The organism is Coleofasciculus sp. LEGE 07092, from assembly GCF_015207375.1.
Taxonomy (GTDB): Bacteria; Cyanobacteriota; Cyanobacteriia; order Cyanobacteriales; family Coleofasciculaceae; genus LEGE-07092.
The window spans coordinates 62,635-85,092 of record NZ_JADEWY010000006.1 but is presented as its reverse complement, the minus strand read 5'-3'; the positions used below and the strand labels follow the sequence as shown (position 1 = coordinate 85,092).

Sequence of the window (22,458 nt, the reverse complement as noted above, 5' to 3'; positions counted from 1 at the left end):
CCCCTGCACCCCTGCACCCCATCTATTTTTAATGCGATCGCACCCTGGCGATGAGCCAAGCGCAGGAGTGAACAACAACGGGCATGAACATACTGGATTGGAAAGAGATTGCCGCTATCTTTGCAAGTTTGAACGGTTCTGCTGTTATCCCCTACTCCCCCTGTTTCCTGAAATGCCCAATCTAAGTAATTTCCCTGATTTGAGAGCAAGGAGGGTATTTTAATTAACTGCTGTAACCAAGTAGCTAAACCGCGATCGCTCAATCGAAACTGAATCCAACCGGGAGATATCACGTCAACCTTGAAGTCTAGATAAGATTGACTGATACTGTTCTGACTGAAGCTTAACAGGGTAGCGGTTAGTTGATTGGCAATATCGAGGGCGGTTCGTTGCAACAGGGGTGCAAGTTGGAGAGCGATCGCAGAGCGGTACAGTATGCTGCTGTTATCGGACAAGCGGCGCAGGGGAATCTGTCTAAGTGTTAGTGGCGTTTTTCCAGGATGTAACGAAGGAAGTGCTACTGAGAGTTTTTGCTGCAACAGGTGCTGGATTGCCGCACAATTGCCCGACCCATGAATACTTAACGAGCTGTAGTTAGAAGTATGTTTTGCTACTTTTGACTCCATGTAAGATATAGGAAAAACTAGCGTTTTCATCACGCTTAGGCTTATGCATTCACCATCCTCCGTATCAGAGGCATCTCGACCCTTTTTAACCTGGCAACGGATTCTGGATTGGGCGCAGGAACACTATCGTTATCGAATGTTTACTAAAGATGAGCGAATTCCCGCTCGTGCTGGATTGCTGTATCTAGTCCAGCGGGGAGCCGTTCGTTTGGTGGGTACGGCTCAAGTCAGTGCCAGGGATTCTGGGTGTAGTAAGTCACACTCAGTAGCGGAGGAAGCATTTCTAGGTTTCGTTGGTTCAGGTCAGCCTTTTGAAATTGTGGCACACTCACCCTTTACTCTTTCAGCTTACTCCCACCTCGATCAAACGTCGGTTCTTTGGATGTACTGGCACGACTTAGACAACTGGCCCCACTTCCGTCGAGAGGTTTTAGAAGCGTTTCGTTACCAGCATCAACGCAAACTCCTTTGGCTGAGTACCTTGGGACAGCGCAAAACCATCGACCGACTATTAGGATTTCTAACACTACTGATTGAAGAATTTGGTCAACCTACACCAAACGGGTATTGCTTACCATTTCCTTTAACTCACTCGCAAATTGGCAGCGCCATTGGTTCAACTCGCGTCACGGTTACTCGTTTGATGGGCAAGCTGCGTCAAACGGGATTGATTTGCACCCGAGGGGATAATTTGATTTGTTTGCCTGGGAAGTCAGGAGAACGTGATGGAAATGGCTAAAGACGAGATTCCGGACTTGTCTAAGAAGTCGGGAATGTGAACCCCTGGCATCTCACAAATCAAATAGGGTGGTAGATAGCTCGTGTCTGCTCGCTTTACCATAGTATGCAGGGTATATTAAGAGGAGAAACCAGAATTTAAATGATTGTAGCTTCAAAGACTTTCTTAGAGTTTGAGAGAGAAGTTCCTATGTTGATAAAGTTAATAGAATCCCAGAAGAAATTAAATTTTGCCATTGTTCTAGTATTGAGCTTAAGTTTTTTTATCAATATTTGCGGAATTGGCTGGGGGTTGCCAAGTTTTCATGGCTGGGCAATTGATGAAATTATACCTGCACAGGTTTTAGATGGTATTGAGCAGGGTTTCTCTAATGGCTGGTACTATAAGTATCCGCCTTTTCATTACTATGTACTTACTATCTTCTATACACCATTTCTGATTTTAGATTGGCTGAACGTAGTAGATGTTAGTAGCTTGCCCACTTACACTGTACTTTTCTATATAGAAAGATTTGTCAGTGTTGTAATGAGTACTACCATCGTCTATCTTGTTTATTTGTGTGGATTAGAAATTTACGATAAAAAGACCTCTATTTTGGCAGCTTTAATGACGGCTTTAAACTGCACTTTTGTTTACTATTCTAAAACAGCAAACTTAGAAATACCGTTCACGTTTTGGTTTGTTTTATCTCTGCTGTTTTATCTTCGTATATTAAAACATCAAAAAATGAGAGATTATTTATTATTTTCAACCGCTGCTGTTATATCAGTTTGCACAAAAGATCAGGCGTATGGATTCTACCTGCTGACGCCTATTTTTATTGTTTTAGTTCATCATTTATACCAAAAAAGACAAAATATAACAACTAATATAGTACATTCTCTTACTGACAAAAAAATAATTTTTTCTTTGCTACTTTCAGTTACCTTATTTTTTATTTTACAAAATGTAATATTCAATTTAGAGGGTTTTATAGCACATATCCTAGAACTTACCAGCCAAGCTGGAGACGCTTCTAAAAAATTTGATAAAACTATTATCGGATACTTGCAATTATTTAGACAAACTCTTAAGCTTCTTATGTATTCTTTGGGATTACCTGTTCTTATTGTAGGTAGTTTAGGGCTGCTGATTGCTTTTCTAAAACCCAAGAAAAACTATTTATTGCTGTGTAGTTTAGTGCCGACATTATCTTACTATGTATTTTACATTGGCATTATCTCCTATGTGCGCGATCGATTTCTACTTCCTATAACTATAGTGCTTGTATTTTTTGGTGCAAACTTTATTTTTATGTTTTTAATTTGCAATCAAAAATTTTTTAAAATTAAAACTATTTTTGTTAGTATTTTATTGATTTATACATTTATTTATTCAGCTTCAATTAATAGTTTAATGACTCAAGATTCAAGATACTATGTAGAAAAATGGATGAAGCAGAATATAAGAGGTGATGCTTTAGTCTTAGGTATTGGTCATAAAGAGTATTTACCAAGACTGCAAAATTTTAAGTATGTCAGTTTGCAATCGCCTTCCCTCAGTAATTCATACTTACTACAACTAAACCCCGACTACGTTGTTACTACAAGCTCATTTGACATTCGCCGATCTAAAAAAGGGACATCAAGATACCAATTGTTTTCCAGCTTATATAATGAAAAAAATAGCTATAAACTAGTGCTAAAGTATAAATCTAAACCAAGGTGGAATTTATTGCGTCACCAAGAAAAATTAAGCTATAAAGATACGAACTTAGATAAAATTAATCCAGAAATTAGGATTTACAGAAAAACTCCGTGAAGCACTTATAGCATTTCTCATGATTGTGAGGTACGGCCTGATGAAGACAGGGAGTAGGGAGTGGGGAGTAGGGAATAGGACTGTACCTCATATAATTGAGAACCGCTATATCACTACTTCTGTCATTTTCCGAAATTCTGACGAATTTCCGTCATTACAGCCAACTACACCTAACGCAAGAATCAGGGTTCGACCCCCATTTTTCGGAATCTGACAGAAGAGGGATATACAGGATTAAACTAGTCCTCTTTTGCAGCAGAATTCAAGCAAGACCTAGATAAGGATTTCTCATGAGGATATACCAAAAAACACGCCAATTCCGCTTCTGGCTGTGCTTGGGGGCAGCCGTGCTGGGATTGTTGTGGCTTGCATTTGCCAAGCTGGTTGTTCGCCCCATCATTGAAGGGGCTTATAGCAGTGAGAGTCTGTCAGTTATCCATAAGATTATTCTTGGCTTAGACAAACCTCTTGACAGGCTTCTGTGGCGACTAGACTCTCTTACCGAAGCTGGACTATTGTTTTTTCTAGGGTTCGGTTTAATTGCATTAGTAACAACCAGCCGAACTTTTTTCCAGAAATTTGTGGGACAAGCAACCCCTGAAACTCTTGGTGCAATCAGGATTCTGACCTGCGGGTTCCTGCTTGCTAGCGCTCTGTGGGAAGATCTCGTCAGTAGTGCGCTACTCCCCGAAGAGATGCGCGTATTCATGGGAACACTGGATATTTTTTACGCTCTTCCCATCGGTTTTGAGAGATTTGTTGAGAGTCAGGCAGCGCTACAGGTTTTTAAATGGCTAACAGTATCACTCCTGTTCCTGGGAATGATTGGTTGGCAGACACGGTTTGTAATTCCTGCGGGAGCATTTTGCTATTATCTGTTTGGTGGCATCATCCGTCACTACGAACACTTTGGACACTCTGGTATTGTACCGCTCTACTTGCTAGTTGTACTCAGCTTCACGCCCTGCGGTGACGGGTTGTCTGTTGATCGTCTGTGGAAGATTTTCCGAGGAAAAGCGGTGCCTGATGCTGACGAGTACTCGCCTGTTTATGGCTGGTCACGGTATGCTTGTTGGGTGGTAATGGGTCAAGTTTACCTGGCAGCGGGCTTGAGTAAACTCTTGAACGGGGGGCTATTCTGGTGGAATGCGGACAACATGAGACAGATCATCTTCAAGGATGCCCTCAACCCAGCACGGGTGGACTGGGGATTAGGACTGCACCTGGTTTTAGCCCCTGATATCCTGTTTATCCTATTAGGTATAGTTGGCTTTTTCGGCGAACTGGGCTATGTCTCGGTTCTGTTCTCTCGCGTAGCCCGCCGAATTTTTCCGATTCTCATGATGATGATGCATATCGGTATCTTCTTATTACAGAATGTCGCCTTTTTCGATTTGATCCTCTTACAGCTCATCTTTTTCGACTTCACCAAAATCCGCAAAGCGATTGCACAACGACTTAATACCAGTCGCAACTCAGCTAAAGTACTCCACACAATCAATACCTCGCCGGAAAGTGAATCAACGGCTGCCCTTCCAGTCAAAACTCCTCCCCAAAGCTTATACTCTCCTCTGCTCGTTGCTAGCTTAACTCTATTTCTACTATTCATTTCGATCTATCGGGTTGAATTCTACCCCTTCACGGCTTGGCAGATGTACTCAAAGTCAAGCACTACTTCTGGAGATATTACCTACTATAAAGAGCTTGCCCACTACGAGTCTGGCGTCATCTCCAAAGCCCATCTTGATCGGGCGATTGGAGCAATGGCTAATGGTCGTTACAAACGAGTCACCAGGAAGTTTTGCTTCGATCCTAAAAAGGTCGATATTTGTAAGAAGTTTCTGAGTGTTAGTGGTTCTGTCTACAATCGTAAGGCGGCTTCTGGTGAAAAGGTGACGCACTATGAAATCCAACAATGGAGTTGGAACTTCCTCTCTAATCCCTCAGACCCCAATCGCGGGCATTTAGAAGATCGTTTCGTCTTTGAGATTAAGAACAAGGAGGAAAAATAGAGGGCAGTAGATTCATAAAAACGCCCCCCCATTGCTGATACCCAGTGTGTAACGCTCCTTAGAAAAGCGGTCATTCTCGTGGTGCTTCCATAATACAAGTTGCCGCTAGGACAACTAATTCCTCTGCCTCAAAGACAGAACAACGTTCCACAACACTTGATAAAGCCGGGACAATACCCTGCTCGCTCCCAGAATGAGCCTCTGCTGTAGCCGGAAACTGTCTAATCCAGATATCTGTGGAGTTTATTTCGTCTTCATTCTTGTTTACATAAGGCGTTAATAGGTAAGCGCGATCCAGCAGCCAGAAATCGACCCCATACTTTTGAATAAAGCCCTTCACTTGGTTGAGATCCGGACTGTACTGAGCATTGATTAAATCAATCGCCCGCTGGCGCATCTGAGCATAATATCCGGTATGGTAGGGGATAGAATGTTCTCTGCTTACTAATATTGACCGTTTGGTAAAACTGGGTAATTGGTTCGCCTCTCTTGCTAAGGACGCAATGAGGATATCTTTAGGTTGCTCTTGAAAGAACTCGTAGAGTTCTGGAAACTGACCCCTTTTGTAAGCAAGAGGCCCTATAATGCTAAAGCCTTCCTTCGATTTCAAAGCCAGCGGATAGGAAATGAGTGTAACTCCTAACAATCCTGTTGATGCTAATGCTAAAAGCTGTTTCACCTCGAATCGACGATGGGTTCCTTGCGAGCAAGCGTGGAAAATTCCATCCAAGATTACGGTCAGTGCTATCCCGGCTGTTAGAGCCATCAAAATTCGTATACTATACTGTGTATACCGACTCGGCAGATAGAGTTTAAAGAGCAGGGCGTGGGCGGCGAGAAATAAAGTGAGGGATGCCAACGCAATTTGAGGTAGGATGTTGATATTACGATTAATGTGCCTGACTAGAGGAAATCGGGACGGATAGCATAGCAGCAGCGGCAATAACAACCCAATGCACAGCATTAAGGGAAAATAAAAATAGGGCAATGTTGACCATTCGAGTGGAAAAAGCCCACTGCGACCTGCATAGAACCAAAATTCGATAGGATTATTGACAAAGAAGCGAGTTCGTCCTTCTTCCGAGAACTCTGTCATGGTTTTGGCTTGAGCTGCTGTAATTGTTGAACCATATTCAGAGGATTCTAATAGTACGGGTAAAAGCACCAGTAGAACTACTCCCAGTCCAGCCGCGCAGAAGAGATAATCGCTGCGCTTCCTTGAAAGCCGAAGTCGTCCCTGTTCCCAACGCAACAGTCGCAAAACTAAGATACCGGAACCAATCAGCACAGGAGTAGGATAAATCAGTCCTAGAAGTGCGATCGCGGCAAGACAGGGTAGGAGGGAGCGTCGCAACAAATAGTACAAAAATGTCAGAAACAGTGGATACAAGAAAGCTCTGGCTGTTCCAGAGACTAAATCATCTTTTAGCCAAAGATTTTGATTGAGCAGTAATGTGGCGATGAAGCCCGCCGTTGGTACTGGTAAAATTTGCATCGCAATACCAAAGCAGTAGCCCGTCGCGATTAGTCCCAGCACTATGGGCAAGAGTTTACTAAAGGAAATTGGATCGATGCCCACAACTGCTGCCAGCCGATAAATGGCGGCATAGCCAGGCTGCGCTACAGATTGATAATAATCAGCAATTAAATCATTAGGAAACAACTCTGGATCTAAGAATCGCTGCATCCAAAATACGTGCTGCTGCGCGTCATCTTGTATGACATACTCACTACTAAAGGCTTCTTTAAGCCCCAAAAGACCGAACAGGACAGCAAAGGTGAGGCTTAAACTGAACCAGAAAATTAGTTGAGGAGTGAAACCCTTATCAGTCGGAGTTGTGAAAAATTTACGCAGGCGCGTTACGAAGAGTGAACTAGATGTTTGAGCCATTGGAGTTGTTGAAGGTTTGGTTGGGTTAGTTTCCGTCATGGCAACAGTTCTATTTGTAAAAAACTTGAGAATGTTTAAATACTTTACACACTTGAACTCTTGTACAACTGACTAAATACCATGACTCACAAAAGGTAAAGAAAACAACATTGTGATCAGCGGAGATGAAGTTTAGTTATTGACTAAAACTACAACAATGATATTTCTGATAGATTGGCTTTCGCTAAACCAAGACTTTATCGTAGATTTCAAGCAACTGCTCATTTAATTCGTTAATGTCGTAGTGCGCTTCTATATAGGAACGACCTGCACTACCCATTTCAGACCAATTTTCTGGGCAATCGAGCAAATTCTCTAATTTCTCGGTTAAAGCTTCAATATCTCGTTCGGGAACTAAGAAACCGGAAATCCCATCTTTAACCACTTCTGAAATAGCACCAACTTTAGTGCTAAGGACAGGCAAACCCATCGCAATAGCTTCTTTCAAAACATTAGGGGGACCATCCTGATTACCATCTTTTGCCGTCACATTTGGCGATAAAAAGATATGCGAACGATTCAGAATTTCGATCACCTCCGGTTGCTGCTTCCAGCCGAGGAGTTTGATGGCATCGTTGACATCCAACTCCTGAATCAGTTGCTGTAGTTTTTTTCTTAAAAGTCCATCACCAACGATATCGTACTTAATGTTTCGATTAGCCTTCGCTAAACGTGCGATCGCACGAATGCCATACTCTATTCCTTTTTTTTCTGCCAGACGAGAAATCGTGACAATCCGAATTGAACCTTCACAAGGTGGATAGCGGGGGGTAAAGGTAAATCGGTCGCAATCAATGCCTGACCGCAGCACTGCAAGTTTGCCTTCGTCGCATCCTAACTTGAGCAATAGGTGTTTGAAATAGTCGCAGTTCGGTAGGAAAAAGTCTCCGAGTTCAAAGAGTTGATTATAAACCTCATCACCAGACCTTTTTACATACTCGCTGATGTCGTAGCCACGAAATGACGTGACTAGTTTCGCCTGGGAAAGACCGATGCTACGAAATAACATACAATTGAGTCCCAATTCCCCGAACTGGCAATGAATGATGTCGTAAGGCTTTCTACCCAAAAACGGAATTATTGCATACAGCAATCTCAACGAAAATGCCGATTGACCATACTTATAAACGTTGAGCGATCGCAGCAAAACTAAAGGGTTTTTGTAAAAATTTGACCACAGTAACCCCACACCTTTAAGCAACCGTAAACGTCGATTCTTTGGTATTTCACCGTAATAGTATGTGCGATCAAGAAGGCGGTATTTTTCTACGTTCGGATGCACCTTGGAAGAATTTCCCGAGTCCCTGGCATAGATATTAACTTCGTGTCCCCGATCAATCAGACCCGTAATCTGATTTAAAATAAATGTCTCTGACAATGCTGGAAAGCTCCAGACAACAAAGGCTATTCTCATAAAAGCTTTATTTTTTATGACTCCACTAACTCACTCATCAACTGTTTAAGCTTCTGTATTGCAACAGACCAGCTTAAGTGAGATTGATACTGTTCAAAAGACGATAGCGCCAGATGTTTATATACACGGTAATTATTCATCAGGTAAACAATATAGGTACAGTAATCGGAAATACTAGCATTCGGGGGAAAAGTCTTTCCATTGAAATCATCCTTAATAAGGGTTGAAATACCACCAACTTTCGTTGCCAAGCAGGGAACCCCAAAAGAATTAGCTTCAGCCAAAACGTGGGGAGTACAGTCAGCCATCGTTGGTAAAATCAGAAAGTGGGACTCCGCAAACAACTGTTCTATTCTGTTTAATCCTGCATTAGTAGAGGTGTCAATAAATCCTAAAACTCGAACAAAGTCTGGAATAGGTGCCTTGATAATCGGTTTACAGCCAATCACTATCAACTCAGTATTCAACCCTATTTTATTCAATTTTTTAGTAACCTCAAAAGCGATACTTCCTCCTTTTCTGATCCAATCAACACCCAAAAATAATAATTTACATAAATTCCCGTCTCGAGTTTCAATTATTTTCTGAATATCATCAATCGTTCTGTTACATTCTAAATTGGCTCCCCAAGGAATAACTTTCACTTTAGAAGCATCAATGTCGTAAAGTTGAATGGCTGTCTGAGCTGCCCAGTCCGATGTATAGATAGCTAAATTGCAATTCTTCAAAGCCGCTCTTTCCATTTTTTCGATATTTTTAGTTGTTTCTTTACATAAATTACTGAGATAAGGATAGAAGTTTATTAATGCTCCCAGAGTTGAATCAGTCCACAAAACAAGAGGTTGTTTACATTTAAGGTAAGCAATAGGAACTACATTTTCTGGACACAACACTAGACTTGATTCAAATTCCGATAATTTTCTAGAAGCCTGATAAGCGTAATCTTTTACAATGAGTGGCTCTGCCCAACGATAATAGTCTTTTTTAAAGAAATGGTGATATAAATTCCACTTAGCTGGAGTTAATAATGATTCCTTTTTGCTCAAAGGACCGATGTAATCCATAGATACTGACTGAGCTGCAAGCGTTTTGGCTATGTAATAGCCAGCCTGACAGAGTCCCGGCTGAGTTTTGGGCCAGGTTGCCTTATTCCAGACATCGTAGATAGTAAGGTAAGCTATTTTCATAATTTATTTCGTATAAGTTAAAATTATCATTAGCTTTTCTCTAGAGGTTACACGACAAATAAACCATCCTTTTGGTATATAGCATTTTTATTTTTGATCGTTTCCAATAGCAATTTTTCAACACTTTCAATTGTTCTACCTAAACTAAAATTTTGGACAACATACTCTCGGCATTGATTGCTAAATTTAGGATTACTATCTCTCCAATGCAGCATCCGATTTAAAACATTAGACAAATCTTTTTCATCCCCAGGTTCAAAAAGCCCTATTTGGAACTCTCCTGTCAAAATTTCAGGAATTCCTCCTGTTCGGCTAGCGGCTACAGGAGTTCCACAAGCCATCGACTCAAGAATTGTTCTTCCAAAAGGTTCAGAATGTAAGCTGGGCAAGACTGTAAGATCGCTTATCTGATAGAGAGAATTAGGATTGGTTACGTGTCCAAGAAAGTTTATGTGCTTTTCCACTCCTAAGCTAATTGATAGCTGTTCTAATGCTCTCTTGTAGGTTTCGCCTTGCAGTAAAGGTTTTCCCACAATCAACAATCTAATTGTCTTACCACTTTTCAGCAGTAAAGCAAAGCCTTTAATCAGTGTTTCTAAGCCTTTTTCTCTATCGAGTCTTCCTACATAAGATATGACTTGAGTATCTTCTGGTATATCCAATTCCTTTTTGAGTTTAGAAATTCCAACTAAAGGGTTAAACTTATCCAGATTAATTGAGTTATATACAACTTCAATTTTTTTTTCTTTGAATCCTCTCTTAATCCAGTCAAGCTTTGTTTGCTTTGAAACTGCGATTAACTGATTAGCACCCCTTAAACTAATAGTCCATTGCCAGCCAATTATTTTAGGCGGCGGTAGGCGAATATGGCAAACAAATGGAATATTTTTAGATAGTGCCAAAGTGTAACCGAATAAACTATTATGGTAATGATTGCTATAGACAATGCTATTTTTAAATATGGTAACTTTTCGGATATCAGACAAAAATTTTAAGACAGAGACAAGGGGTTTACTGCGATTAATTCTGTAGTCACTAACCTCTATCATTTGAACGCAAAATTCTTCAAACTGCTCCAGCAGATCTCCTTCTCTTTCATAAAGTAAACTGATACTATGTCCCTGCTGATCCAAGCCACGACACACATCCAGCAGGCTTAGTTCTTGACCACCACGAAAAGAAGACGGCTCATTTTCTAATGCAATAACGTGCATATACTTCCAAATTGAATTAAAGGTATTTATGGGATTAACTTCTCGCAGCCTTAATTTCCTAATTAGAGCCATTGATGCATAACAAACGGACTGAGTAACTGACCTAATTTTGATTCAAACTCACAAGCAGTTCCAATATCTTCAGTAAGCTTATGTCGGTGCTGTAAATAATAGGTTAAAACTTTACGACTATCTGAGAGCAGATACAAAGGCGTGAGAAAAACTAGGACAGGCCGCTGCCACTGATGAAGCCGAGCAATTCGTAAGGCATGATTGGATAAGCCAGAGGTACGAGCAATTTCGAGTAAATATTGCTTTTCGAGACGTTTTGCAGGAATGTGATGCCAGATTTCCATCTTCGGGTTATGCCAAACTTCCCAGTTACCATTCTGGATGCGGTACATCACTTCTAAATCTTCGCAGGCACCCAGCATTGTCTTGTTTTTTTCATCCCTGCCTTGTAATAACAATTTTTCTGGAACACAGTCTTGCCAAGCTTGCTTGCGGATGACGGAACCTGGTGCAGCCGGAATTCTGCGAGGTTTTGCCGAACGCTCGTAACAGAAAGGAATAGAACCGCGATTGGAAATCGCCAAAAATACCTTCACTTCCTCGAAATAAGAAGGAAGTGGCTCATCCAATTTGGCATTAATGACACCACCATAAGCTCCAGCTTGGGGATGCTCCTGACCAAATCGATACGCCTCAGCCAACCAATTTTCAGCCGGGAGATTATCATCATCCAAGAAACCAATTAGCTCTCTACTTCTTGCTTCTTTTACTGCCCGATTTCGGGCATAGGAAACTCCTTGTTTGCCTTCAAACACATATCTAAGTTCAGAGTCTTTTCGCCAGGACTGGACATAGTCAAAGACTACGGAAGCCGTATTATCATCGCTGTTATTATCAACGACAATAACTTCCCATTTAATCTTCTCTGTACCAGTCTGCTTTTGGAGTTTATCTAAAACTTCAGGTACGCGATTTGCTCCATTGTAGGTACAAATTGACACAGTAAAATCTACAGACATAGATTTGAAGTAGCTAGTTTGTCTGACTGTAAATCTTTGTCTTTGACTCCGTAAAATGTTTCCTTTTTAGCTGACTGTAGATTTTCAAGAAATAGAGCGGGCTGATTAGGCTACTCAGATACAGCTCCATTTCACAAGCTGCAACAAGGTCGCTTTTAAGAGTTTTACGATGCTTGAGAAAATGAACGATAATTTTGCGGATATCATTCACTATATACATGGGGAAAGCAAAAAACCACTGCCAACGATTGAAACTTAGCTTCCGAGTATGGTAACGACCCAAACCAATGCCACGACACATCTTTATCAAATAGTTGTTTTCCAAGCGCCAGTGAGGTATCTGATGATAAACATGCATCTCTGGGTTGTACCAAATTTCCCATCCAGCTTTTTGAATATATAAGAGGGCTTCCAGATCTTCTCCTGCAAGCTTACAGCCTGCCACTCTGCCTTGAAGAAAACAAAACTTCGGAACATTTGCTATCCATGCTTTTTTTTGAACAACTAATCCAGCTCCTGGAGGAAGCACTTTTTCACGAGGTTTATAGCAGTGGGCTTCTGCTCCTCGATTTGTGAGTGCTAATAAACAAGCAATTCGCCTGAAATTCTCTGGCGGACTGACTTCAAATTCACCATCAATGCGACTGCCATAAGCACCCACTTTTGGATGGGATTGACCAAAACTATAGGCAGATGCAACCCAGTTCGGACTTGGTATATTATCATCATCAAGGAATCCAACAAATTTGCCTTGTGCTTCTTCGACAGCGCGTTGTCTCGCTAGTGCTAGACCTTGCTTAGGTTCAAAACTATACCTTAAGGGAGAGGTCTGAATCCAACTCTTTTGATAGCCTAGAACGACTCTTTCTGTCTGATCGGTGCTATTATTGTTAATGACTAGCACTTCCCATTGAATATCATCTGTTTCAACCTGATTACGTAGCTGATTTAAAACTTTGGACAAACGCTGGGCGCCGTTGTATGTGCAGATGGCGACGGTGAAATCTACAGGCATAGTTTTAGTCTAGCTGCATTGCTACGGAATTCTGTTTCTATATTACTAGAAATTTTCTTTCTTTTTTCAAAAGTCTATAATGCGATCGCAAAATAGTAAGCTATTATACCAGTTTTTTAAAAAAAAGTAGACATGATTGTCGTAAAACCCTTGCCCTGTTTAGCTCCACGTAGATCCAGATATTTTAAATCTTTAGCACTTTGGTATTATACCAATTTCATAAACGTTTGCCCTCCATCTTTATCCCTGTCTCTCCGTCATCACATTTATCGCAACATTAAATTAAATCCTACAGTCCACATCCTCACCTGTCACACGACGGATATTAGGCAACAGGGAACAAAGAATTTAGAGAGAATAGTGCAAGATGTGAGTTGGGGAACTCTAAAAAATAAATAGTATTACTCTATAGTCTGGATAGCTTGCTGTCCTTGAGGTGAATTCACATAGCCCAGAAAGGCTTGCACCTGGGGACTGGCAGGTTGCTTGTAAACGTAATACAGTTGCCGTTGATACGGATAATTGGGTGCCTCTGCCGTCAAGCCATCCACAGCCACAGTTCGTACTGTTCGTTGGTTTTTCACTTGGGCATAAGTGGCATAGCTAATCCCATCCGTTCCCAATTCCCGCAGTATGGGTGTAGTAACATCCTGCTGCATCGTTACGATGTTGGGAGTTGCGCCAAAATTTTGTCCCCCAAGTACCAGTTCTCGAAAGGCTTGATGAGTGCCACTAAAAGCAGGACGGTTGATTACTCGAATCATACCAGGTTGCCCTCCCACACCAGACCAATCGGTAATCTGCCCTTGGAAGATTCCGACAACCTCTGCCTGAGTTAAGCCCGTGCGAAATGGATTTTGGTCACCAACCACAATCGCGATCGCATCCCTCATCACGGGTACAGCGACTAAGCCCTGACTTTGTTCCTGAGAAGTAAGAGGGCGAGAGATGGCGGCAATATCGGCATTACCCGCTAAAACCGACTGAATACCCAGGTCTGTCCCACCTGCTTGCCCATTAACCATCGTACCTGGAAACTGCTGCTCAAAACTGTTCTTGAGCGCTTGATTAATTTGCACCATGCTGGTTGAGCCTTCAATGCTCACCGTTGTGCCACTAGGTACAGTTTGGGGTGGGGGGAAAGTAGAAGACGTTTCCGTTGGTTGAACGGTTTGGGACGGGTTTGGCAGGTTGTTATTGCCTCCCCCCGTTAAGATTCCAAGATTAAAGCCAGACTTGCGGGTTAACCACCAAACCCCAACACCTACTACCCCCAGTGTAATCAGAAGGGCTAAAACTAAAACAGTTGTTTCGTTTTTCTGGGACATATCGATTGGTTTTTCTGACCTGTATAAATCTGTCGGAGTTGGTCTACACTTATTCCTAGAACGTTGGGGAATCAAAGAATTTCAAAACAACCGGGATAGCAACATATAAATCAAGCGAAATAAAGCAGTTATAGCGATCGCACCAGCTCCAACCAAAACCCCTACCACCAGTACCGAAGGAATTGGTAAACCCGCCCTCAATCCTGGAATCAGCATGAGCGCCACTGTCAAACCCGCCAAAATTGCTAAATCTTTCCCTTCAATAAGGCGGCGGTACTGAGCAAAAATCAGCCCACCGACAATCATGCCTAATACTCCAACGCTAATCCCCGATATCCCCAGTAAGCTGCGTAGGGCGGTGAACAGCAACGCCCCCTCAAATCCCGTAAAGGCTGCCCCAGCCAAAACTTCCACTATGGAAAATCTCGGTTGTTTGGATATCGATCGAGGGGTGAGAGGTGCGACTGGGGTGGATGGAGGATTAGACGGTTGAACCGATGGGGATGGGTTAACAGAGGGTGCTGATGTTCGTCGTTTGGTTTGACTGGGGGGGTGAGAGGTGCTTGATGGAGGCGTGATTAAAGGACGACTAGAGGATTGAATAGTCGGTGGTGGGGGTAACGGTGGCGGTGGCGGTGGTGCTGTAATAGCCTCAAGCACCTCTTGAGCTGATCCAAAACGCTGGTTAGGCGTTGCCAGGAGCATTCGATCTAAAACATCTGCCAAGGTATCACTAACCTGAGCATAATTGTGCCAGTTCCAACTATTGCTGTAAGAATCATACAGCTCTCCAGTTTCTTTCCCGGTCAGCAGAGTAATCAAAGTCACTGCCAAGGCGTACAAGTCGGTTGAGGGGTAGACTTGCGCACCAGCCATCTGCTCTGGTGGTGCATATCCCTGAGAATAAATGCCGGTTGATCTGCCAGAGGGTGTCCCGGCTGCGGCTGTTGTTACCTGCTTGACAGCACCAAAATCCAACAGATACAGACGCCCGTTGCGATGGCGCATGATATTCGAGGGCTTAATATCTCGATGGATTGAGCCATTGTTGTGGACAAACTTCAGCACCTCAAGCATTTCCTGAAGTATTTCGAGGACTTCAGGTTCAGAGAATTTTCCTTTTGTGTTTAGTTCTTCCTCTAAGTTTTGTCCGTCAATAAATTCTTGAACTAGGTAGAAAAACTGGTCTTCCTTAGAGGCTTGAGAAGGGTTAGGAATGCTTAAGGGGAAGAATGCGAAAAGATCCGGGATTTGGGGATGAGTGCTACCAAGTTGCTCTAAAACTTCTGCCTCCCGCTCGAATAAGTTTTGGGCGATATCCAACTGTTGGGGACTCAAGTCACCCGAAGGCTGAAACTGCTTCACCACACAATAGCGCATCGTTGGCGTGTAGCGATCGCGGGCTAGAAACGCTGTGCCAAAGCCTCCCTGCCCCAGTAACTTTGTCGGAACGTAACGACCCACTAAAATCAGTGGCATTCCACAAGTGGTACAGTACTTTTGCTGTGCCGTCTGGAGCGTTGCTTTGTCGTCAAGATCGGCAAAGAAGTTTTGGGGACGGGGGCAGCCAGGACGGGTGCAATGAATTTCCATATTCCGCAGGGCTAACTACTCAAAAACTAGCCGCTAAAAAGCCTTGAGGGGCATTAACTGTCACCAGTCGTTTAGGCAAGTGACAGAACGAGTCACAAGCCAAACCACTACCTTAAAGCTCTAGCCTCTAATAAAAACTTAGCTTAACTTTTCTGTGGGTTGAGAAGCGGTACTATTGAGTTTATGGGCGGTCATGGGGGATGATACGGGTAGTGTTTCTTGCCATTCAGGAGGAGCAAACTCCGGTAGAATCTCGTGGCTAAAGGCTTCGGCTGCCTTGGAACGGTAGCGATGGGGGTTGACAATTAAAGACAGCATCCGCTTGACAACCACGCCATCCATAGTTGCTCGATGCAGAACACCCATTTGCAACTCTTTCTCGATCGCTGAAATTGAAACAAAGGATGCCCCTAGCCCAGATTGCACCGCATTTTTGATTGCCTCAATGGAGTTGAGTTCCATCTCAATTTTTAGACGCCTAGTATCAATGCCACACCGGGTGAGAACTTGGTCGATCACTTTCCGAATCGTGGATTGGGAGTCAAGGGCGATGAACTGCAACTTGTACAGGTCGTCTTTTTGGACTGTTCCCACTTTTGCCAGGGGATGAAAGACTGGTAAAATCAACGCCAGCTCATCTTCAGAGTATGGCATAATATGTAACGTTTCTTGGAGTTCAGTGGGAACTTCGCCACCGATAATTGCCAAATCAACCTGCCCATTGGCAACACTCCAAGAGGTGCGGCGAGTCGAGTGAACCTGGAGTTGCACCGAAACATCGGGATACTTCTGCCGGAACAAGCCAATCATCCGGGGGAGGAGATAGGTGCCGGTGGTTTGAGACGCACCGACAATCAGAGTACCACCTTGAAGATTTTGCAAGTCTTCAATAGCACGGCAGGTTTCCTGACAGAGGGTTAGGATTTTTTCCCCGTAGCTGAGAAGCAGGTGTCCCGCTTCCGTCAGTTGCGCTCGGCGTCCGCCCCGATCAAACAGGGGTACGTCGAGCTGCCGTTCTAAGTTTTGCACCTGCAAGCTAACGGCAGGTTGCGAAACGTAAAGGCTATCTGCGGCGCGTTTGAAACTCCCCTCAGAAGCGATCGCTTTGAGAATGCGGAGTTGATCGAGAGTGAAAGGAAGGTCAGACATAGCAGCTAAACCATCATCAAAAAGGAGCAAAAACAGGCAACCCAAGGGGGTCTAGATCGGGCATCGGACTTCAGCGATAGCTCAAATTGCCTGCAACAAGTGTGTAAACCTCTGCTGAAATCGACAGTAACACAACAAGGGATCAAGTCCTTGAGAATAATTGCTACGATTAAATGTTCAAAGAATCGATGGCATATTTTATGAGGTTGTTGACTGGGTTCACATCCAGCCATTTGGTGATGGTAGGATTGCTGTTGGGATTTGCGATCGCTCACAGTGGTTTAGCGGCGCTCCGACCGTGGGGCGAAAAACTTATTGGTGCTAGAGTTTACCGGATTGGCTTCGCCCTTGTCAGTCTTCCCTTAGCAGTTGTATTAATAATTTACTTTTTTAACCACCGCTATGACGGCGTGCAGCTCTGGCAGGTGCAGGGAATTCCCGGCATCCAACCCTTGGTTTGGGGACTTTCGGCTATTTCGTTCCTGTTCCTCTATCCAGCGACGTTCAACTTATTAGAAATTGCCGCCGTCCAAAAGCCCCAAGTTCACCTCTACGAGACGGGTATCATTCGCATTACCCGACATCCCCAAATGGTTGGACAGGTTATCTGGTGTGTTGCCCATACCCTCTGGATTGGCACTAGCTTCACCCTGCTAAGTTCTATTGGGTTAGTCCTGCACCATCTGTTTGCCGTCTGGCATGGCGACAGACGCCTTTTGGCACGCTATGGCGAAGCGTTTGAAGTAGTCAAGGCTCGTACCTCTGTGATTCCCTTCTTGGCTGTTCTCCAGGGTCGTCAGGCGCTGAAATGGGAAGAATTCCTGCGTCCTGCGTATGTGGGGGTAATGGGGTTCATCGGTCTGCTGTGGTGGGCACATCCCCTGCTAATGAAAGGAACAGCAGCGATCAAGTGGTAGAAGAGGTAGTTTTCTTGATCAGATGATCCCAAATAGATGTAGCATGATCCCAAACAATTGTAAAAACGCTCTATAGTACTGCGAGGGATCATGGTGTTGTCTGTTAACGAGCAAACTTTTAAACAAGAGGTTTTAGAAACGTCCAAAACCGTTCTAGTGGATTTTTGGGCACCCTGGTGCGGCTTGTGTCGGCTCATCCATCCGCTCCTTCAAGAGCTTCAGATGGAATGGAGCGAGCAGGTCAAAGTCGTTCGGGTGAACGCGGATAACAACCTCAAGCTTGCCACTACCTACAAACTCAAATCTCTGCCGACACTGCTCTTATTTGAGAACGGTCAATTAGTTCGCCGCTTAGAAGGGTTCAATGGGCGGGACGACCTGCGTGCTGCCTTAAAAAAGCTCGTAGTCACCTCTGTGCCCAAGTCGGCTGATTTACTGAATAAAGGTATGGTAACAACCTCGTTGGATAACACGACCCAAAAAGCAGCGTAGCTGTACGGGATTAAGGGGAAGGGGAGACCTTCTGCCCTTTTCCCTTTGATTTCCTAAAAACTACTTATTACAAGTTTTCGAGTATAACCATCGGCAGAATCAATCAACCGATGGTTTTTTATTGGATAAGTATTTTTACTGGCGGTTCCTGGGTCTGATGCCGCTTTATTTTTCAATAGGTCTATGTCACAGTTGTTAACGGTTTGCCAAAATAGTGAAGAAATCTAAAGTAGGCTGTCTTTCATGGAACCGCTTTATCAATACGCCTGGCTGATTCCAGTTTTGCCCTTACTCGGGGCGATGCTGGTCGGTCTAGGGCTAATCTCATTAAACAAAGCCACTAACCGTTTACGACAGCTTGTAGCCGTGTTTATCGTCTCCTTGCTGGGGGCGTCGATGGTTCTTTCCTTTGCGCTCTTCTGGAGTCAGTTCCACGGACACGAGTCGTTTACCCGTTCTCTAGAATGGGCATCAGCCGGAAAGTTTCACCTGATGATGGGTTACACCATCGACCACCTAACGGCTCTGATGCTGGTTATTGTGACTACGGTAGCCTTTCTGGTTATGGTCTATACCGATGGCTATATGGCTCATGACCCCGGTTATGTGCGCTTCTATGCCTATTTGAGTTTGTTTAGCTCCTCGATGTTGGGTTTGGTCGTCAGTCCCAACCTCGTGCAGGTTTACATTTTCTGGGAACTGGTCGGTATGTGTTCTTACCTGCTGATCGGGTTCTGGTATGACCGCAAAGCAGCAGCCGATGCTTGTCAAAAAGCGTTTGTTGTTAACCGAGTCGGTGACTTTGGGCTACTCTTGGGGATGCTGGGGCTTTATTGGGCAACCGGCAGCTTTGAGTTTGATGTCATGGGTGCTCATCTGCAAGCTTTTGTGGAATCCGGCTACATTAGTGCGGGTCTAGCTGCTCTGTTTGCCGTATTAGTATTTTTGGGACCCGTGGCGAAATCTGCCCAATTCCCTCTGCACGTCTGGCTTCCTGATGCCATGGAAGGTCCGACACCAATTTCGGCGTTGATTCACGCTGCGACAATGGTGGCGGCTGGGGTCTTTTTAATTGCCCGGATGTACCCCGTGTTTGATGGAATTCCCGTGGTGATGAATACGATCGCTTGGACGGGAGGATTTACCGCGTTTTTAGGAGCCACGATCGCTGTTACTCAAAATGACATTAAGAAAGGTCTAGCCTATTCCACCATCTCTCAGTTGGGTTATATGGTGATGGCGATGGGCATCGGCGCTTATAGTGCTGGTTTATTCCACCTGATGACCCATGCCTATTTCAAGGCAATGCTGTTCCTGTGTTCCGGTTCCGTGATTCACGGTATGGAGGGGGTCGTCGGTCATGACCCAGATTTAGCGCAGGATATGCGGCTGATGGGGGGTTTACGCAAGTATATGCCGATTACCTCCCTGACGTTTTTCATCGGTACACTTGCCATCTGTGGGATTCCCCCCTTTGCTGGGTTCTGGTCTAAGGATGAAATCTTGGGTAGTGCCTTTGCAGCCAATCCCGCACTATGGATTATTGGCTGGCTTACCGCAGGTCTAACCGCGTTCTATATGTTCCGGATGTATTTCTTAACCTTTGAGGGAGACTTCCGGGGCAATATGACCAGTATCCGGCAGCAACTCAAAGCAGTAGTAGCTGAACCTGTTCCAGCCTTTGGACCTGGGGCAATGGATAAGCGAGAACTGGCTGCCCACGAGGACGATCACGGTCATAGTGAATTTCCCCATGAGTCACCCATAACCATGACTCTGCCGTTGCTGCTGTTGGCAGTACCGTCAACGCTAATCGGTTTGGTCGGGATGCCCTTTGATAACTACTTTGAGGAGTTTATCCATCCCCTTGGAGAAACCGTCAGCGAAGTAGTCGCCCACGAAGCGGCGTTTAACTGGACAGAATTTCTAGTGATGGCAGGGAGTTCTGTGGGAATTGCCCTGATTGGCATTACCGTGGCGTCCCTCATGTACCGGATGCGGAAGATCGACCCAGCCGCGATCGCTAAAAAATTCCCGCAACTTTACGAGTTGTCCCTCAACAAGTGGTACTTCGACAATATTTACGATCGCTTGTTTGTTCAGGGAAGTCGCCGACTAGCACGGCAGGTGATGGAAGTGGACTATCGTGTGGTAGATGGTGCAGTTAACCTGACGGGCTTTTTTACGCTCTTGAGTGGTGAAGGTCTGAAATATCTAGAAAATGGTCGCGCCCAATTCTACGCTCTAATTATCTTTGCAGCCGTTTTGGGTTTTGTGGTTGTTTCTGGGTTGACGTAAAACGTTGTTAGTCATTTGTCATTTGTCCTTTGCTAAAAACTAATGACCAATGACTAATGACCGATGACCAATGACGAATAACAACAAATGACAGATTTTCCCTGGCTAACAATAATTATTCTTTTTCCCATCGTCGCTTCTCTGGGAATTCCCTTTCTGCCGGAGAAGAACGGCGTTTGGGAACGCTGGTATGCCCTGATTGTAGGGCTGATTGATTTTGTTCTCATTGTCTGTGCTTTTGTCAGAGAGTATGACTTTGGTAATCCGGGACTGCAACTGGTCGAAAAGTATAGCTGGGTGTCGTCCCTAGATTTGAATTGGTCAGTGGGGGTTGATGGCTTGTCGATGCCCCTAGTTATGCTGACCGGCTTTATGACGACGCTGGCAATTCTGGCAGCGTGGCCCGTGACGCTGAAACCCAAGCTGTTTTACTTCCTGATGCTGGCAATGTACGGTGGTCAGATTGCTGTGTTTGCCGTTCAGGATATGCTGTTGTTTTTCCTGGTATGGGAACTGGAGTTAGTTCCGGTTTACCTGCTGCTGTCTATTTGGGGAGGCAAAAAGCGTCTGTATGCGGCAACCAAGTTCATCTTGTATACAGCAGGGGGTTCCCTGTTTATTCTGCTGGCTGCCTTATCGATGGCATTCTACGGGGATACTGTCAGTTTTGATATGCAGTCCCTGGCGCTTAAAGATTACGCCCTGAACTTTCAACTGTGGATGTATGCAGCCTTTCTGATTGCCTACGGGGTTAAGCTGCCAATCTTCCCGTTGCATACCTGGTTGCCCGATGCCCATGGCGAAGCCACGGCACCCGTACATATGTTGCTGGCTGGGATTCTCTTGAAGATGGGGGGATATGCCCTGATTCGGATGAATGCGGGGATGCTGCCCGATGCCCATGCCTACTTTGCACCCGTTTTGGTGATTCTGGGCGTCGTTAATATCGTTTACGCGGCTCTAACTGCCTTTGCTCAACGTAGCCTGAAGCGAAAAATTGCTTACTCTTCCATTTCCCACATGGGATTTGTGTTGATTGGGATTGGTTCGTTTACAGATTTGGGATTGAGCGGTGCCGTGCTGCAAATGGTATCCCACGGATTGATTGGTGCTAGTCTCTTTTTCTTGGTGGGTGCTACCTATGACCGGACGCATACCCTGATGCTGGATGAAATGGGGGGCGTGGGTCGGAAAATGAAGAAGATGTTTGCCATGTGGACGACTTGTTCCTTGGCATCTTTAGCGCTGCCAGGGATGAGTGGGTTTGTGGCAGAGTTGATGGTGTTTGTCGGCTTTGCCACCAGTGATGCCTACAATTCCACCTTTAAGGTGATTGTCGTGTTTCTGGCAGCCGTTGGGGTAATTCTCACACCGATTTATCTGCTGTCGAATCTGCGGGAGATTTTCTACGGTCCTGAAAACAAGGAACTGGTGGAACACGAAGTCTTGCAGGATGCGGAACCGCGAGAGGTGTTTATCATTGCCTGTTTGTTAGTGCCGATTATCGGCATTGGCTTGTATCCCAAGGTTCTGACGCAGATGTACGATGCGACAACGCAGCAATTAACGGCGCGGTTGCGGGAGTCAGTGCCAACGCTGGTGCAACCTGCTGTGGCTGAACGGAATCAACCGATGTTGTCGGTAACAGCACCTGGGATTGGAGAGAGCGATCGCGCCAGGTTAGCACCTCTACTAAAGGTAAAGGGTCGCTAG

General features: G+C 44.5%; 16 protein-coding genes and 1 pseudogene. 7 read left to right on the top strand and 10 right to left on the bottom strand.

All coding sequences use genetic code 11. The features are described from left to right. Nucleotides 1-656: pseudogene (locus tag IQ257_RS02870) on the bottom strand (hypothetical protein); the annotation flags it as partial. A 13-nt stretch (nt 657-669) separates the two neighbouring features. Here IQ257_RS02870 and IQ257_RS02865 point away from each other — a divergent pair. The 3 genes from IQ257_RS02865 to IQ257_RS02855 all read left to right on the top strand — a co-directional run bounded on the left by IQ257_RS02865 (nt 670) and on the right by IQ257_RS02855 (nt 5,177). Further along, a complete protein-coding gene (locus IQ257_RS02865; RefSeq protein WP_193879171.1) occupies nt 670-1,365 on the top strand; it encodes a Crp/Fnr family transcriptional regulator in 696 nt (231 codons plus the stop codon). 141 nt (nt 1,366-1,506) lie between these two features. Further along, nucleotides 1,507-3,165, top strand: coding sequence for an ArnT family glycosyltransferase (locus IQ257_RS02860; protein WP_228060368.1), 1,659 nt, complete (start codon nt 1,507-1,509; stop codon nt 3,163-3,165). Between the two features lie 290 nt (nt 3,166-3,455). Beyond that, a complete protein-coding gene (locus tag IQ257_RS02855) occupies nt 3,456-5,177 on the top strand; it encodes a hypothetical protein (protein ID WP_193879168.1) in 1,722 nt (573 codons plus the stop codon). Between the two features lie 70 nt (nt 5,178-5,247). On the opposite strand, the gene IQ257_RS02850 is transcribed toward IQ257_RS02855, so the two are convergent. From IQ257_RS02850 to IQ257_RS02810, 9 genes are all read right to left on the bottom strand, one after another. Further along, nucleotides 5,248-7,107: a hypothetical protein gene (locus tag IQ257_RS02850; RefSeq protein ID WP_228060367.1), complete on the bottom strand. Its 1,860-nt coding sequence runs from the start codon at nt 7,105-7,107 to the stop codon at nt 5,248-5,250. A gap of 184 nt (nt 7,108-7,291) precedes the next feature. Continuing rightward, on the bottom strand, nt 7,292-8,521 hold the full coding sequence (locus tag IQ257_RS02845; protein WP_193879165.1) for a glycosyltransferase: 1,230 nt from the start codon (nt 8,519-8,521) through the stop codon (nt 7,292-7,294). Between the two features lie 14 nt (nt 8,522-8,535). Beyond that, on the bottom strand, nt 8,536-9,708 hold the full coding sequence (locus IQ257_RS02840; RefSeq protein ID WP_193879162.1) for a glycosyltransferase family 4 protein: 1,173 nt from the start codon (nt 9,706-9,708) through the stop codon (nt 8,536-8,538). A 47-nt stretch (nt 9,709-9,755) separates the two neighbouring features. Then, entirely contained in the window at nt 9,756-10,922 is a 1,167-nt protein-coding gene (locus tag IQ257_RS02835; protein WP_193879174.1) for a glycosyltransferase family 4 protein, read from the bottom strand. A gap of 62 nt (nt 10,923-10,984) precedes the next feature. Beyond that, a complete protein-coding gene (gene hpsE, locus IQ257_RS02830; RefSeq protein ID WP_193879160.1) occupies nt 10,985-11,953 on the bottom strand; it encodes a hormogonium polysaccharide biosynthesis glycosyltransferase HpsE in 969 nt (322 codons plus the stop codon). A 13-nt stretch (nt 11,954-11,966) separates the two neighbouring features. After that, nucleotides 11,967-12,968 (bottom strand): hormogonium polysaccharide biosynthesis glycosyltransferase HpsE, encoded by a 1,002-nt coding sequence (gene hpsE, locus IQ257_RS02825; RefSeq protein WP_193879157.1) that lies wholly within the window; start codon nt 12,966-12,968, stop codon nt 11,967-11,969. 401 nt (nt 12,969-13,369) lie between these two features. Next, nucleotides 13,370-14,296 (bottom strand): phosphate ABC transporter substrate-binding protein, encoded by a 927-nt coding sequence (locus IQ257_RS02820; protein WP_193879154.1) that lies wholly within the window; start codon nt 14,294-14,296, stop codon nt 13,370-13,372. 81 nt (nt 14,297-14,377) lie between these two features. Continuing rightward, nucleotides 14,378-15,889, bottom strand: coding sequence for a serine/threonine-protein kinase (locus tag IQ257_RS02815; protein WP_193932920.1), 1,512 nt, complete (start codon nt 15,887-15,889; stop codon nt 14,378-14,380). A 138-nt stretch (nt 15,890-16,027) separates the two neighbouring features. Beyond that, entirely contained in the window at nt 16,028-17,038 is a 1,011-nt protein-coding gene (locus tag IQ257_RS02810; RefSeq protein WP_193873116.1) for a LysR family transcriptional regulator, read from the bottom strand. A gap of 200 nt (nt 17,039-17,238) precedes the next feature. On the opposite strand from IQ257_RS02810, the gene IQ257_RS02805 reads away from it, so the two are divergent. The 4 genes from IQ257_RS02805 (at nt 17,239) to ndhD1 (ending at nt 22,458) form a co-directional block, all read left to right on the top strand. Continuing rightward, entirely contained in the window at nt 17,239-17,955 is a 717-nt protein-coding gene (locus IQ257_RS02805; RefSeq protein WP_193873121.1) for an NnrU family protein, read from the top strand. A 90-nt stretch (nt 17,956-18,045) separates the two neighbouring features. After that, nucleotides 18,046-18,447 (top strand): thioredoxin, encoded by a 402-nt coding sequence (gene trxA / locus IQ257_RS02800; RefSeq protein ID WP_193873115.1) that lies wholly within the window; start codon nt 18,046-18,048, stop codon nt 18,445-18,447. A 243-nt stretch (nt 18,448-18,690) separates the two neighbouring features. Further along, complete coding sequence (locus IQ257_RS02795) at nt 18,691-20,745, top strand: NAD(P)H-quinone oxidoreductase subunit 5 (protein WP_193873114.1); 2,055 nt, start codon at nt 18,691-18,693, stop codon at nt 20,743-20,745. A gap of 87 nt (nt 20,746-20,832) precedes the next feature. Then, nucleotides 20,833-22,458, top strand: a complete 1,626-nt coding sequence (gene ndhD1 / locus IQ257_RS02790; protein WP_193873113.1) for a photosynthetic/respiratory NAD(P)H-quinone oxidoreductase subunit D1 — start codon at nt 20,833-20,835, stop codon at nt 22,456-22,458.